Here is a 13,469-nt window from a genome sequence, read left to right as displayed (position 1 = left end):
GTAGCCGAGCCGCCGGAATGTCAGTGCCGCGGCCTATGGTCGCTTCCATGTACGACGACGGTGACGGGCCGCCACGCGACCGCGGGGAGCGGGCGGCGCAGGCACGCGCGGCCGAGGTGCGGGTCGCCTTCGAAGGGCTGCTGCAGATCCGCCGGCTGACGAACACCGGCGCAGCCGACCCGGAGACGATACCGGCGGCATGGGAAAGAGGCCGGACGGTGCGGGCGGTCGCACTCGCGCTGGAGGCGTCCGGGATCACCCCTTCCGCGGTCGACGAGTCCACCGGACAGCGGGTCGCGACGGGATACCGCGTCAGGGAACGGGAGGACGAACCGGGCACGGTCACGGTCGAATGGCTCGGACCGCACGGCAGCGGGGCCGCGGCCCAGGAGGAGAGCGCCCTCACCGAATGCGCGCGGGTACTGGACCGGCTCGGCTGGGACGCCCTGCTGTACCGGGGACGCGGCCGTCACCGCTTCCTGGAAGTGCGGCCACCCCATCCCGGGCGCTGAATGGCCCACGTATCCGGTCCCTGATTGGCCCTCAGGGCAGGGACACCTGCCGCCTAGGGTGGCAGTCATGACAACCGAGTCCCCGGCCGAGCCCACGTCCGTCTTCACGTCCGCGCAGCCCGCAACCGCTGTCGACTTCTACTTCGACCCCGCCTGCCCGTTCGCATGGATCACCTCCCGCTGGATCCTGGAGGTCGAGAAGCAGCGCGACATCGAGGTGCGCTTCCGTCCGATGAGCCTCTACCTGCACAACATCGGCAACGAGCTGCCCGACTGGTACCGCGACCTGGTCGACCGCTCCATCGGTCCCGTCCGGGTCGCGGTTGCCGCGGCCGAGCAGCACGGCGAGAAGGTCCTGCGCGACCTGTACACCGCGATGGGCACCCGCATCCACCAGCAGAAGGCCGATGACTTCGACACCGTGATCGCCGAAGCCCTCGCGGAGACCGGTCTCCCGGCCGAGCTGGCCGCCGCCGCGCACGACACGGCGTACGACGACGCGGTGCGCCGCAGCCACGACGCGGGCAAGGACCCTGCGGCGGACGGCTACGTCGGTACGCCGACCATCCATGTCGACGGCGCCGTCTGGTTCGGGCCCGTCCTCAACTCGGTGCCGCGCGGCGAGGAGGCGGGGCGGCTCTTCGACAGCTTCCGCGTGCTCGCCAACCATCCCGACTTCTTCGAGCTCAAGCGGACGCGGACGGGGAAGCTGAACACGGCCTGACCGGGGCAGCGGCGGCTCAGCCGGCCAAGGCGACGATCCGGTCCACGTGCGCCTCGTCGTAGCGCTCCAGCAGCAGACGCGCCAGCTCGGGGCCCGGGCCCAGCACGTCCGCGAGGACGTCCGCGCCCGCCTCGGCGGCGCCCGCGACGATACGGTCCGGGAGGCGGCCCGGGGCGATGACGTACGGCGCCACCGCGACCCGGGCGACGCCATCGGCGCGCAGCGCCCGTACCGCGTCCTCGGGACGGGGACAGCCCGCGGCAGATACAGCGGAGGCGAACGCAGGTCGCACGGCGCACCAACCGGTGTGCCGCAGCTCCCGCGCCACATCTGCGATCACTGCGATCGCCTCCCGGTCGGAGGAGCCCGCCGAGGCCAGGACGACCCCGGTCGAGCGCTTGTCGCCAGGCGTGAGCCCGGCCTCGTACAGCCGCCGCTCCAGCGCGTCCAGCAGCAGCGGTGACGGGCCCAGCACGTCCGCCTGGGTGATCCGCAGCCGCGGGTGCCTGGCCCGCGCCTCGTTCAGGACGGACGGGATGTCGGCCTTGGCGTGGAAGGCGCGGGTCAGCAGCAACGGCAGCGCCACCACGTCCCGTACGCCGTCGTTCGCCATCCGCTCCAGGACCTGCGGCACGGAGGGTGCGTTGAAGTCGAGGAACGCCGTCGACACCCGCAGCTCAGGACGGTGCGACCGGACGCGCCGTACGAGGGCGTGCACGGTCGCGGCGTGCCGCGGGTCGCGGCTGCCGTGGGCGATGACGAGCAGGACGGGGCCGTGCGGGTTGTCCATGGGAGACGCTCAGTTCTTGACGAGCAGACCGCGGCTGCGCAGCACCCACCGCTCCAGCGGGCTGAAGAACAGCAGGTCGATGGCGATGCCGACGATCAGGATGAGGATGATCGCCAGGAACACCCCTGGCATGTCGATGTTGTTGCGGGCGTTCTCGAGCAGCTGGCCGAGGCCCAGGCCGAGGTCCGGAGACGACGCGATGATCTCGGCGGCCATCAGCGAGCGCCACGAGAAGGCCCAGCCCTGCTTCAGGCCGGCCAGATAGCCGGGCAGTGCGGCCGGCATGACGATGTGCCAGGTGCCCTTGAGGCCGGTGGCGCCCATGGTGCGTCCGGCCCGCAGAAACAGCGGCGGCACCTGGTCGACCCCGGAGACGAGTCCGTTGGCGATCGACGGGACCGCGCCGAGCAGGATGACCGCGTACATCATCGAGTCGTTCAGGCCGAGCCAGATGACGGCGGGCGGCACCCATGCCACCGACGGCAGTGACTGCAGACCGGAAAGGATCGGGCCGATCGCGGCGCGGACGAACTTCACCCGGGCCACCAGCAGACCCAGCGGCGTACCGATGGCCAGGGCCAGCAGGAAGCCGAACAGACCGCGCGAGATGCTGGTCCAGACGACGTCCAGCAGGGTGCCCTGCAGCCACATGTCGGTCACACCGGTCCACACCGCGGACGGGGCCGGCAGCTTGTCCTCGGACGTGACCTTCGCGGAGACGAGGAGCTGCCAGGCGACCAGAACGAGGCCGACGGCCACGACGGGCGGCAGGACCTTCTTGACGAGGACCTCGCGGACGGGCGTACGGCGGATCTCGACTGCGTCGAGTGCGTCCAGGCCGGCCTCCAGACCGGCGAGGTCGTCCTGCTTCGGGGCGGTGTCAGTGCTGGCCATGGCGGCGGATCTCCCCACGCAGTTGTTCAGTGATCTCGATGGACAGCTCCGCCACGGCGGCGTCCTCGATACGGCGCGGCTGGGGGATGTCGACCGTCCACTCGCGGGCCACCCGGCCCGGACGCGAGGACAACAGCACCACGCGCTGCGCGAGCCGCACGGCCTCGCGGACGTTGTGCGTGACGAAGAGGACCGACAGGTTCGTCTCCGCCCAGATCCGCGTCAGCTCGCCGTGGAGCACGTCCCGGGTGATGGCGTCGAGCGCCGCGAACGGCTCGTCCATGAGGAGCAGATCGCTGTCCTGGGCGAGCGCGCGGGCCAGTGCCACGCGCTGGCGCATTCCGCCGGACAGCTCGTGGACGCGCTTTCCGTACGCGCCGCCGAGCCGGACCAGCTCCAGCAGCCGCTCGGCCTCCGGGCGGCGCTCGGACTTGGGGACCCCGCGCAGCCGCAGGGCCAGTTCGATGTTCTTGCCCGCGGTCAGCCACGGGAAGAGGGCGTGCTCCTGGAACATCAGGGCAGGCCGCCCGCCGGGCGTCTCGATGGACCCGGCGGTCGGCTCGTCGAGCCCCGCGACCAGGTTGAGCAGGGTGGACTTACCGCACCCCGACGCTCCCAGGATGGTGACGAACTCTCCGGGCGCGACATCCAGGCTGATGTCGTCCAGGACGAGCTGCGATCCGGCCGGGCCGGAGAAGGACTTCGAGACGTGCTCGATCCGGGCGGCGTGCGACACCGTGGTGGTGTCCTCAGCAGCCTTGGCAAACGTGGTGGCCATGGTCGTCACCTCCTGGGAACGTGCGGGAATGCGGGCTACTTGACGCCGAGGCCGGCGTCGGAGACCTCGGACTTGCCCTCGGCCTTCAGCACCTTGTTCAGGAGCGTCAGGTCGTAGATGCCGTTCAGGTCGGGCTCCTTGATCAGTTGGGCCTTGACCGCCCACTCGGACTGCGTCTTCAGCGTGGCGGCCAGCGGGTCGTCGGTGATCCGGATGCTCGGCCACGCCGGGTCGATGACCTTGGCGGCGAGCTCCTTGCCGGTCTCCGCCTTCAGATGGGCGTTGGCCGACGCCTTGGCCTTGTCCGGGTTGGCGTTGATCCACGCGTTCGTCTTCACCGTGCCGCGCAGCACGGCCTCGACGACGTCCGGGTGCTCCTTGAGGAACGTCTGCGACACGATGACGTTCGTGATCACGAACTTCTTGTCGGGCCACAGGGTGGCCTCGTCGAGGAGGACCTTCGCACCCTCGGAGACCAGCTTGGACGCGGTCGGCTCCGGCACCCAGGCGCCGTCGATCGAGCCGGACTTGTAGGCGTCCGGGGTCACCTTGTTGTCCGTGCGGACGACGGAGACGTCACCCTTGCCGCTCTCGGAGTCGACTTTCCAGCCCTTCTCCGCGATCCAGTTGAGGAACGCGACGTCCTGCGTGTTCCCCTTCTGCGGAGTGGCGATCTTCTTGCCCTTGATGTCGTCCAGGGTCTTGATCTTGTCCGGGTCGACGACGAGCTTCACTCCGCCGGAGGCGGCGCCGGAGATGATCCGCAGGTTCTTGCCCTTGGACTTCACATAGGCGTTGATGGACGGCGAGGGGCCGATGAAGCCGATGTCGAGCGATCCGCCGTTGAGGGCCTCGATCTCGGACGGGCCGGCGTTGAAGGTCTGCGGCACGATCTTGGTGCCGCCGAGCTCCTTCTGGATCAGGCCTTCCTGGATGCCGACGAGGGCGGTGGCGTGGGTGAGGTTCGGGAAGTAGCCGATGCGGACGTTCTCGGCGGAGAGCTTCTCGCCCTTGGCCGCCACCTCGGTCTTCTTGTCGTCCTTGGCCTCGGAGCCGTAGCCGCAGGCGGTGAGCGCCACGGCGAGCAGCGGGAGGGCGGCGGCAGCGGCGACGGTGCGGCGCAGGGCGGTGCTGGTCGTACGGCTGGAACGGGCTGCAGGCACGGGAGGTCTTCCTCTCGGAGGCCCGGCGGTCACGGTTCTCAGGCCGTGGCCGGGAGGTCGGCAGGTCTTCGTCGCTTCCGGGACGTCGGGTGGGGGGACGGGGCGCGCAGGCAGTGCGCGTACGTCATCACGCACATCGCGCCACTCCGCCCGTGCCCGCGCCGAGTGCGCCGCTGCCGACGCGGCCGCCCTCCTTGGCGAACGTCGAGTAGAAGTCGGGGGATTCCATGATCAGAAGTCCCACCCGTCGTCCTCGGCCTCGCCCTTGACCGGCTCCGGCGAGGCGAACGACTCGCCGACCATGCCCGCGGTGAGCGTGGTGCCGTCGGCCGGGTCGATCAGGATGAACGAGCCGGTGCGACGCGAGTCCGCGTAGGAGTCGACCGGCAGCGGCTCGGCGGTGCGGATCTTCACGCGGCCGATGTCGTTGGCGACGAGCTGTCCCGGGTGCGGATGCAGCGACAGGTCGTCGAGCGTGAGACGGGACGGGATGTCCTTGACGATCCCCTTGACCGTGCGGGTGCCGTGCTTGAGCAGCACGCGGTGACCGACGGTCAGCGGCTGGTCGGCGACGTGGCAGACGGTCGCCTCGATGTCCTGGGTGGTCGGCGGTGCGTCCTTGCTGGGCACGATCAGGTCGCCGCGCGAGATGTCGATGTCGTCCTCCAGCAGGAGGGTCACCGACTGGGTCGTCCAGGCGACGTCGACCGGCTCGCCGAGCAGGTCGATGCCGGAGATCTTCGTCGAGCGGCCGGAGGGCAGGACGGTGATCTGCTCGCCGACACGGAAGGTGCCGGCGGCGATCTGGCCCGCGTAGCCCCGGTAGTCCGGGTGCTCGGCGGTCTGCGGCCGGATCACGTACTGCACGGGTAGCCGGGCGTGGCAGTGCGCCAGGTCGTGGCTGACCGGAACCGACTCCAGGTGCTCCAGGAAGGTCGGCCCGCCGTACCAGTCCATGTTCGCGGACGGCTCCACGACGTTGTCACCGGCGAGGGCCGAGATCGGGATCGCGGTGACCTCCGGGACGCCCAGCTCGGTCGCGTACGCCGTGAACTCCTCGGCGATCGCGGCGAACACGGACTCCTGGTAGTCGACGAGGTCCATCTTGTTGACGGCGAGGACGACGTGCGGGACGCGCAGCAGCGCTGCGATCGCGGCGTGGCGGCGGGTCTGCTCGACGACGCCGTTGCGGGCGTCCACGAGGATGACCGTGAGCTCGGCGGTGGAGGCACCCGTCACCATGTTGCGCGTGTACTGCACGTGGCCGGGGGTGTCGGCGAGGATGAACCGGCGCCGGGGCGTGGCGAAGTAGCGGTACGCCACATCGATCGTGATGCCCTGCTCCCGCTCGGCCCGCAGACCGTCGGTCAGCAGCGCCAGGTCGGGGGCGTCCTGCCCGCGGCTGCGGGAGGCGTGCTCCACGGCCTCCAGCTGGTCGGCGAGGACCGACTTGGAGTCGTGCAGCAGCCGCCCGACGAGGGTGGACTTGCCGTCGTCGACCGAGCCGGCGGTGGCGAACCGCAGCAGGGTGGTCGCCGACAGCTGCTCGACCGACAGCGTCTCGGTGGGTTCGGTGGTGCTGGTCATGGCTAGAAGTACCCCTCGCGCTTGCGGTCTTCCATCGCGGCCTCGGAGAGCTTGTCGTCGGCACGGGTGGCGCCGCGCTCGGTGAGCCGGGAGGCGGCGATCTCGGCGATGACCTGCTCCAGGGTCACCGCGTCGGAGTCGACGGCGCCGGTGCAGGACATGTCGCCGACAGTCCGGTAGCGCACCAGCCGCTTCTCCACGGTCTCGGCCTCCTTCGGACCGCCCCACTCGCCGGCGGTCAGCCACATGCCGCTGCGCCGGAAGACCTCGCGCTCGTGCGCGAAGTAGATCTCGGGCAGCTCGATGCCCTCCCGGGCGATGTACTGCCACACGTCCAGCTCGGTCCAGTTGGACAGCGGGAACACGCGCACGTGCTCGCCGGGCGCGTGCCGGCCGTTGTACAGGTTCCACAGCTCGGGTCGCTGGCGGCGCGGGTCCCACTGGGAGAACTCGTCGCGCAGCGAGAAGACGCGCTCCTTGGCGCGGGCCTTCTCCTCGTCCCGACGGCCGCCGCCGAACACGGCGTCGAACCGCTCCGACTGGATCTTCTCCGTCAGCGGCAGGGTCTGCAGCGGGTTGCGGGTGCCGTCCGCACGATCCTTGAGGACACCGCGGTCGATGTATTCCTGCACCGAGGCGACGTGCAGGCGCAGGTTGTGCTTCTCGACCGTGCGGTCCCTGTACTCGATGACCTCGGGGAAGTTGTGCCCGGTGTCCACATGCAGCAGCGAGAACGGGATCGTGGCCGGGGCGAAGGCCTTCAGCGCCAGATGCAGCATGACGATGGAGTCCTTGCCGCCGGAGAACAGGATCACCGGTCGCTCGAACTCGCCCGCCACCTCGCGGAAGATGTGCACCGCCTCGGACTCCAGCGCGTCCAGGTGGCTCAGGGCGTACGGGCTGTCCGTGCCTTCCTCGAGCTTGGCTACGGTCGTCACGCCAGTCCCCTTTCACTGAGCAGCGCGTACAGCGACGCCGCGGACTCCTGCACGGTCTGGTTGTGCGACTCGACCCGCAGATCCGGGGACTCCGGCTCCTCGTACGGGTCGTCGACCCCGGTCAGCCCGCTGATCTCGCCCGCGGCCTGCTTGGCGTACAGCCCCTTCACATCGCGTACGGAGCACACCTCGACCGGAGTCGCGACATGCACCTCGACATACGGCGTGCCCTCGGCGCCGTGGCGCTTGCGCACCGCCTCGCGGCTGTCGGCGTACGGGGCGATCACCGGGACCAGGACCTTGATGCCGTTCGACGCCAGCAGCTCGGCGACGAAGCCGATCCGCTGCACATTGGTGTGGCGGTCCTCGCGGCTGAAGCCGAGACCCGCGGAGAGGAACTCGCGGATCTCGTCGCCGTCGAGCACCTCGACACGATGGCCCTCGTCACGCAGCCGGCCCGCCAGCTCGTACGCGATGGTCGTCTTGCCCGCGCTCGGCAGCCCGGTGAGCCAGATGGTGGCCCCAGTCACGTGCTTCTCCCGATGGTTCACGTTCGGATTCAGGTCGTCGTTCGTCGTCGTCATCAGCCGTGCAGCCCGCACTCGGTCTTGGCGCGGCCCGCCCAGCGGCCGGCCCGGGCGTCCTCGCCCTCCAGCACCCTGCGGGTGCAGGGGGCGCAGCCGACCGAGGCGTAACCGTCCATCAGCAGCGGGTTGGTGAGGACGCCGTGCTCGGCGACGTACGCGTCCACGTCGTCCTGCGTCCAGCGCGCGATCGGCGAGATCTTGACCTTCTGCCGCTTCTCGTCCCAGCCGACGACGGGGGTGTTCGCCCGGGTCGGGGACTCGTCGCGGCGCAGTCCCGTCGCCCAGGCGTCGTACGCGGTCAGGCCCTCCTCCAGCGGCTTGACCTTGCGCAGCGCGCAGCACAGGTCCGGGTTGCGGTCGTGCAGCCTGGGGCCGTGCTCGGCGTCCTGCTCCTCGACCGTCCGGCGGGGGGTGAGCGTGATGACGTTGACGTCCATCACGGCCTCCACCGCGTCCCGGGTGCCGATGGTCTCCGGGAAGTGGTAGCCGGTGTCGAGGAAGACGACATCGACGCCGGGGAAGACGCGCGAGGCGAGGTGTGCGACGACCGCGTCCTCCATGGAGGAGGTGACGCAGAACCGCGGGCCGAAGGTTTCCGCCGCCCAGCGCAGGATGTCGAGGGCGGAGGCCTCTTCGAGATCCCGTCCGGCCTGCTCGGCGAGCGACTTGAGCTCGTCCTTCGTACGGTCCGTCCGAACCGCCGTCATATCTCGTCCCCTCCCACGTCGCCCCGTTGAACCCCGCGGGCGAGCAGCCCGAGGAACTTCAGCTGGAAGGCTCGATTGCATGCCGCGCATTCCCAGGCGCCATGGCCCTGCTCGCTGGGACGCAGGTCCTCGTCGCCGCAGTACGGGCAGTAGAAGGGGGCGGCCCGCTCGCTCATGACCCCTCCTTTCGCTGCCGTTCGCCGACGCTCATGACAGTGACTCCTCGCCGGCCCGCGCCGCCCAGGTCGCGAAGCGCTCGCCGTCCTTGCGCTCCTCCTGGAAGCGCCTGAGGACGCGCTCGACGTAGTCGGGCAGCTCGGCGGACGTGACCTTCAGACCGCGGACCTTGCGGCCGAAGCCGGCCTCCAGACCGAGCGCACCGCCCAGGTGCACCTGGAAGCCCTCGACCTGGTTGCCGTTCTCGTCCAGCACCAGCTGGCCCTTGAGACCGATGTCCGCCACCTGGATACGGGCGCAGGCGTTCGGGCAGCCGTTGATGTTGATCGTGATCGGCTCGTCGAACTCGGGGATGCGGCGCTCGAGTTCGTCGATCAGCGAGGCGCCACGGGCCTTGGTCTCGACAATGGCGAGCTTGCAGAACTCGATACCGGTGCAGGCCATCGTGCCGCGCCGGAACGGGGACGGGCTGACCCGCAGATCCAGCGCCTCCAGACCGGCCACGAGCGACTCGACCTGCGGCTCCTCGACGTCGAGGACGAGCATCTTCTGCTCGGCGGTGGTACGGACCCGGCCCGAGCCGTGCGCCTCCGCCACCGCGGCGATCTTGGTGAGCGTGGCGCCGTCGACGCGGCCGACGCGCGGCGCGAAGCCGACGTAGAAGCGGCCGTCCTTCTGCCGGTGCACACCGACGTGGTCGCGCCACTGCTGCACGGGCTGCTCGGGCGCCGGGCCGTCGACGAGCTTCCGCTCCAGGTACTCGTCCTCCAGCACTTGGCGGAACTTCTCCGCGCCCCAGTCGGCGACCAGGAACTTGAGCCGCGCACGGGTGCGCAGCCGGCGGTATCCGTAGTCGCGGAAGATCGAGATGACGCCCTCGTACACGTCCGGAACCTCGTCCAGCGGCACCCAGGCGCCCAGCCGGACACCGATCTTGGGGTTGGTGGAGAGGCCGCCGCCGACCCAGAGGTCGAAGCCGGGGCCGTGCTCGGGGTGGTTCACCCCGACGAAGGCGATGTCGTTGATCTCGTGCGCCACGTCGAGCAGCGGAGAGCCGGAGATCGCCGACTTGAACTTACGGGGGAGGTTGGAGAAGTCCTTGTTGCCGACGATGCGGCGGTGGATCTCGTCGATGGCGGGGGTGCCGTCGATGATCTCGTCCTCGGCGATGCCGGCGACGGGCGAGCCGAGGATGACACGTGGCGTGTCACCGCATGCCTCGGTGGTCGACAGGCCGACGGCCTCCAGCCGGTTCCAGATCTCGGGGACGTCCTCGATCCGGATCCAGTGGTACTGGACGTTCTGCCGGTCGGTGATGTCGGCGGTGCCGCGCGCGAACTCCTGGGAGATCTCGCCGATCACCCGCAGCTGCTCGGTGGTCAGCCGCCCGCCGTCGATCCGGACGCGCAACATGAAGTACTCGTCGTCCAGCTCCTCCGGCTCCAGGATCGCGGTCTTTCCGCCGTCGATCCCGGGCTTGCGCTGGGTGTACAGCCCCCACCAGCGCATCCGGCCGCGCAGGTCCGCGCCGTCGATCGAGTCGAAGCCGCGATGGGCGTAGATCGTCTCAATGCGTGTCCGCACATTGAGACCGTCGTCGTCCTTCTTGGTCTGCTCGTTGGCGTTCAGCGGTGTCATGTGGCCAACGGCCCACTGGCCCTCGCCGCGGTGGCGACCGGCCTTGCGGCGGGGCGTGGCGGTGGTGGGCTTTTCGGGGGTGGCGGCCATGGCGGTACGTCCTTCGGGACTGCAGGAGGGCGGCTCTGACCTGCACACTCGCGGACCGTACGGACGTACGGCGCGGCGGTGCGCAGAAGGCGGGGGATGCTCGGAAAGTGCGGCTGGGCTGTTCTGTCAGCTCGCCGGACAGATGGCGCTGGACATGCGGCCGAGGTCGACGTGCCGCCGACTCACCAAGGCAATTCCAGCTCGAGACATGACGGAAGCGTGTCACGGGACTTTGGACCCAGTCCACCGCTATCCAAAATGTGGACAACACTGTCCCGCATCACGAGACAGTGTGTCCTCGGTCACCGTGCCCCGGACGGCAGGCGCCGGGCCAGGGTCGGGGTGGTGCCGGGTCAGGCCCGGGCGCCGGGCCAGGGTCGGGGTGGTGCCGGGTCAGGCCCGGGCGCCGGGCCAGGGGCCGGGGACCTCGACCTCCGGCTCCTCCTCGACCTTGGTGGCGAACAGCGTGAAGCCGCGACGCAGATAGTTGTCCATGGCGTGCGGCCCGTCCTTGGAACAGGTGTGCAGCCACACCCGCTTCGTCGGCGTCCGGCCCGGCCAGCGCTCCGCCAGATCCCAGGCGCGGGCGGTCCCGTACGACAGCAGATGACCACCGATCCGCCGCCCCCGGAAGGCCGGGACGAGCCCGAAGTAGACGATCTCGACGACGCCCTCGTCCTGCGCCTCCAGCTCGATGTACCCGGCGGGCGTCCCCTTCTCGTACGCCACCCAGGTCTCCACGCCCGGCCGGTTCACGGCCTCGTCCCACTGTGCGTACGTCAGACCGAGCCGGTCGGTCCAGCGGATGTCGCCGCCGACAGCCGTATAGAGGAAGCGGCTGAACTCGGGCGACGGCACCTCGGCCCGTACGATCCGCACGTCTCCCGAAGGCTCTGCGGCCGGTCGCAGATCGGCGGGTGAGGTCTGCTCCAGGGACCACGTGGTCACAGTGATGCTCATGGCCGCCAGGGAACCACGTCGGCGGCCCGGGTCCAAAAAGCCGGCCCATGACACCGCGCCCGTGTCAGCCGCTCCGCTCTGCCCGACCGCCCAGCAGCCTGGCCGTCTCCTCGTCGGCCGGGAGGAACGCCTCCATCCTCAGCTCGGCGACCGTCACGTCCACCAGCGCCCCGGACCGCTCGCCGACGCGCTGCGCCCGGTCGGTCACGCCTCCGGGCTGCGCCGCAAGGTCGTCGCCGAGCTGTGGACCGAGGACGGCGTCCACGTCCTCCAGCCGCCCCAGGAGATGCGCACCGCGGCCCAGGGCCTGGGCTTCACCACCGCCGTCCTCGCGCGCCCGGAAGACCATGGTGCCGGGGGCGATCACCGCCGACCACCAGTTCATCGAGAGCTGACAAGGGCTGCGGCCGTGGCCCGGGACGGGAGCTATCCGCCTGTCATCCGTTCCTCGTTGACCGCAGGCGCCGACGAGTGCGGCAGGAGGTCCGCCGGGTCGGCAGGCCGTACGACCTCCACCTCGACCTCCTCGCTGAAGCGGTACGGACGGTGCGCCAGCACCCCCGCGAGATAACGCCGCACACGTGACATTTCCGCGCGCACGGTCACCGTGCGGGTCGGATCGCCGAAGACGTCGGCCGCCAGCTCGGCCGCCGTACGGCCCTGCGGACAGCTGGCCAGCACGTACAGCAGCTCGGCGTGGCGCGGGCTCAGCTCCTGGGTCCAGCTCCCGGCGGGGCCGGAGACGGCGACCGTCCAGCGGCGGGGGCGGCTGACGTCCAGGACGACGCGGCTCGCCGCCTCCGCCGGTCTCGCCTCGTCGGGACGCACCAGCCAGCCGCCCGGCAGGGGCTCCACCGTGCACATGCCCAGCGACGGCAGCCAGAGCCGGCCCGCCCTGAAGGACTTGGGCAGCGGCAGCCGGTCCACGGGCGCCATGCCCGTCACCGCCGCCGTCCAGCCGTGCAGGTCCACGGCCACCGCCCGGCCCGTGAGCCGGCACAGGATCGGCGCGGCCACCGAGCGCAGCCGCTCCACGGTCCGCAGATGCCGGTCCCGCAGCTCCGCCTCGGCCAGCTGCGCCACCGAGTTGACGAGGGCCAGCGTCGCCGGGTGGAAGCTGGAGGCGGGGCCGCTGACGTCGACGATGCCGAGCAGCCGCCCGTCGCGCGGGTCGTGCACGGGGGCCGCGGCGCAGGTCCAGTTGTGCAGGGTGTGCACGAAGTGCTCGGCCGAGTGGACCTGTACGGGCCGGCGAGCGGCGAGCGCCGTGCCGATCGCGTTCGTGCCGGTGGTGTCCTCGCTCCAGGCGGCGCCCTCCTCCAGGCAGATGGTGTTGGCCTTGCGCATGACCCTCGCGTTGCCCTCGCGCCACAGCACCCGGCCCTGAGCGTCCGTCACCACCATGATCTGCAAGGACGCGTCGGCGATCTCGGTCAGCCCGCCGCTCAGCGTGCGCATGACCTCGCCGATCACGGTCGCCCGCCGCCGGTGCTCCAGCTCGCCGGGCTCCAGCAGCACGCTGCTGGTGTCCCGGTCCGGGTCGAGCCCCAGCCGGAACATGCGCTGCCAGGACGCGTCGATGACCGGACGGGGCGCGATCGGCGGGCGCCGGCCGGCCAGCGTCGCGGCGCGTACCTGATGGAGCAGGCGGTTCGCATGAGCGGCGTCCATGGTGGCGAGCCGTGCCATGTCGAGAGCTGTGTTCCTCATCGGTACCCCCCGCCGCGCGCGGCGCTGAATGAGCTGCCTGTGGTGCTGGTCCGTCGTGGCTCCCATCGTGCCGCTCGCGCAGGTCCCTGGAGGGCCGCTTCACATATCTCCTGCAACGGTCTGCAACTCTGGCAAACAACAGTCCGATGCACGAAGGTGACAACAGCTGAGGGTGGTGCCGTGTCGGCGCAGCACCACCCTCGGCTCTTTCGTC

The 13,469-nt window shown here is 70.5% G+C and carries 16 protein-coding genes; 2 read left to right on the top strand and 14 right to left on the bottom strand.

Features of this window, described 5'->3' with window-relative positions; translation table 11 throughout:
• Positions 1–47: 47 nt before the first annotated feature.
• Both ACWCXB_RS14465 and ACWCXB_RS14460 read left to right on the top strand, forming a co-directional pair.
• Entirely contained in the window at positions 48–512 is a 465-nt protein-coding gene (locus tag ACWCXB_RS14465) for a hypothetical protein (RefSeq protein WP_450722600.1), read from the top strand.
• Between the two features lie 67 nt (positions 513–579).
• Entirely contained in the window at positions 580–1,236 is a 657-nt protein-coding gene (locus ACWCXB_RS14460; RefSeq protein ID WP_450722598.1) for a mycothiol-dependent nitroreductase Rv2466c family protein, read from the top strand.
• 16 nt (positions 1,237–1,252) lie between these two features.
• On the opposite strand, the gene ACWCXB_RS14455 is transcribed toward ACWCXB_RS14460, so the two are convergent.
• The 14 genes from ACWCXB_RS14455 to ACWCXB_RS14390 form a co-directional block, all read right to left on the bottom strand.
• Positions 1,253–2,026, bottom strand: a complete 774-nt coding sequence (locus tag ACWCXB_RS14455; protein WP_450722596.1) for a sirohydrochlorin chelatase — start codon at positions 2,024–2,026, stop codon at positions 1,253–1,255.
• A gap of 9 nt (positions 2,027–2,035) precedes the next feature.
• Positions 2,036–2,920, bottom strand: coding sequence for an ABC transporter permease (locus ACWCXB_RS14450; RefSeq protein ID WP_450722594.1), 885 nt, complete (start codon positions 2,918–2,920; stop codon positions 2,036–2,038).
• Positions 2,907–3,698, bottom strand: a complete 792-nt coding sequence (locus tag ACWCXB_RS14445; protein ID WP_450722592.1) for an ABC transporter ATP-binding protein — start codon at positions 3,696–3,698, stop codon at positions 2,907–2,909. The genes ACWCXB_RS14450 and ACWCXB_RS14445 overlap by 14 nt, the downstream gene beginning before the upstream one ends.
• Positions 3,699–3,733: 35 nt before the next feature.
• Positions 3,734–4,861 (bottom strand): aliphatic sulfonate ABC transporter substrate-binding protein, encoded by a 1,128-nt coding sequence (locus ACWCXB_RS14440; RefSeq protein WP_450722590.1) that lies wholly within the window; start codon positions 4,859–4,861, stop codon positions 3,734–3,736.
• 231 nt (positions 4,862–5,092) lie between these two features.
• Positions 5,093–6,448 (bottom strand): sulfate adenylyltransferase subunit 1, encoded by a 1,356-nt coding sequence (locus tag ACWCXB_RS14435; RefSeq protein WP_450722588.1) that lies wholly within the window; start codon positions 6,446–6,448, stop codon positions 5,093–5,095.
• Positions 6,449–6,450: 2 nt separating this feature from the next.
• Positions 6,451–7,386: a sulfate adenylyltransferase subunit CysD gene (gene cysD / locus ACWCXB_RS14430; protein ID WP_450722586.1), complete on the bottom strand. Its 936-nt coding sequence runs from the start codon at positions 7,384–7,386 to the stop codon at positions 6,451–6,453.
• Positions 7,383–7,970: an adenylyl-sulfate kinase gene (gene cysC, locus ACWCXB_RS14425; protein WP_450722584.1), complete on the bottom strand. Its 588-nt coding sequence runs from the start codon at positions 7,968–7,970 to the stop codon at positions 7,383–7,385. Before cysC ends, cysD begins: the two co-directional genes overlap by 4 nt.
• The gene (locus ACWCXB_RS14420) at positions 7,970–8,680 is read right to left on the bottom strand and encodes a phosphoadenylyl-sulfate reductase (protein ID WP_450722582.1); all 711 of its coding nucleotides are present in this window, start codon (positions 8,678–8,680) and stop codon (positions 7,970–7,972) included. The genes cysC and ACWCXB_RS14420 overlap by 1 nt, the downstream gene beginning before the upstream one ends.
• Positions 8,677–8,856 (bottom strand): hypothetical protein, encoded by a 180-nt coding sequence (locus ACWCXB_RS14415; RefSeq protein WP_450722580.1) that lies wholly within the window; start codon positions 8,854–8,856, stop codon positions 8,677–8,679. The genes ACWCXB_RS14420 and ACWCXB_RS14415 overlap by 4 nt, the downstream gene beginning before the upstream one ends.
• Positions 8,857–8,887: 31 nt before the next feature.
• On the bottom strand, positions 8,888–10,585 hold the full coding sequence (locus ACWCXB_RS14410) for a nitrite/sulfite reductase (protein WP_450722578.1): 1,698 nt from the start codon (positions 10,583–10,585) through the stop codon (positions 8,888–8,890).
• A gap of 126 nt (positions 10,586–10,711) precedes the next feature.
• Positions 10,712–10,795 carry a putative leader peptide gene (locus ACWCXB_RS14405; RefSeq protein ID WP_313879519.1) on the bottom strand — a complete coding sequence of 28 codons (84 nt, stop codon included), beginning with the start codon at positions 10,793–10,795 and terminating at the stop codon, positions 10,712–10,714.
• Between the two features lie 183 nt (positions 10,796–10,978).
• Complete coding sequence (locus tag ACWCXB_RS14400) at positions 10,979–11,545, bottom strand: GNAT family N-acetyltransferase (protein WP_450722576.1); 567 nt, start codon at positions 11,543–11,545, stop codon at positions 10,979–10,981.
• Positions 11,546–11,609: 64 nt separating this feature from the next.
• Positions 11,610–11,930 (bottom strand): hypothetical protein, encoded by a 321-nt coding sequence (locus ACWCXB_RS14395; RefSeq protein ID WP_450722574.1) that lies wholly within the window; start codon positions 11,928–11,930, stop codon positions 11,610–11,612.
• Between the two features lie 41 nt (positions 11,931–11,971).
• A complete protein-coding gene (locus ACWCXB_RS14390) occupies positions 11,972–13,255 on the bottom strand; it encodes a GAF domain-containing protein (RefSeq protein WP_450722572.1) in 1,284 nt (427 codons plus the stop codon).
• Between the last annotated feature and the right edge of the window lie 214 nt (positions 13,256–13,469).

It is taken from the genome of Streptomyces sp. NPDC001514 (assembly GCF_053597075.1).
This window is presented reverse-complemented; position numbering and strand designations above follow the sequence as displayed.

Bases quoted from the DNA above. Each gene is read 5' to 3' on its own strand.
- ACWCXB_RS14465 (WP_450722600.1), top strand. From the start codon at position 48: ATGTACGACGACGGTGACGGGCCGCCACGCGACCGCGGGGAGCGGGCG.
- ACWCXB_RS14460 (WP_450722598.1), top strand. From the start codon at position 580: ATGACAACCGAGTCCCCGGCCGAGCCCACGTCCGTCTTCACGTCCGCG.
- ACWCXB_RS14455 (WP_450722596.1), bottom strand. From the start codon at position 2,026: ATGGACAACCCGCACGGCCCCGTCCTGCTCGTCATCGCCCACGGCAGC.
- ACWCXB_RS14450 (WP_450722594.1), bottom strand. From the start codon at position 2,920: ATGGCCAGCACTGACACCGCCCCGAAGCAGGACGACCTCGCCGGTCTG.
- ACWCXB_RS14445 (WP_450722592.1), bottom strand. From the start codon at position 3,698: ATGGCCACCACGTTTGCCAAGGCTGCTGAGGACACCACCACGGTGTCG.
- ACWCXB_RS14435 (WP_450722588.1), bottom strand. From the start codon at position 6,448: ATGACCAGCACCACCGAACCCACCGAGACGCTGTCGGTCGAGCAGCTG.
- cysC (WP_450722584.1), bottom strand. From the start codon at position 7,970: ATGACGACGACGAACGACGACCTGAATCCGAACGTGAACCATCGGGAG.
- ACWCXB_RS14420 (WP_450722582.1), bottom strand. From the start codon at position 8,680: ATGACGGCGGTTCGGACGGACCGTACGAAGGACGAGCTCAAGTCGCTC.
- ACWCXB_RS14415 (WP_450722580.1), bottom strand. From the start codon at position 8,856: ATGAGCGAGCGGGCCGCCCCCTTCTACTGCCCGTACTGCGGCGACGAG.
- ACWCXB_RS14410 (WP_450722578.1), bottom strand. From the start codon at position 10,585: ATGGCCGCCACCCCCGAAAAGCCCACCACCGCCACGCCCCGCCGCAAG.
- ACWCXB_RS14405 (WP_313879519.1), bottom strand. From the start codon at position 10,795: ATGTCTCGAGCTGGAATTGCCTTGGTGAGTCGGCGGCACGTCGACCTC.
- ACWCXB_RS14400 (WP_450722576.1), bottom strand. From the start codon at position 11,545: ATGAGCATCACTGTGACCACGTGGTCCCTGGAGCAGACCTCACCCGCC.
- ACWCXB_RS14395 (WP_450722574.1), bottom strand. From the start codon at position 11,930: ATGAACTGGTGGTCGGCGGTGATCGCCCCCGGCACCATGGTCTTCCGG.
- ACWCXB_RS14390 (WP_450722572.1), bottom strand. From the start codon at position 13,255: ATGAGGAACACAGCTCTCGACATGGCACGGCTCGCCACCATGGACGCC.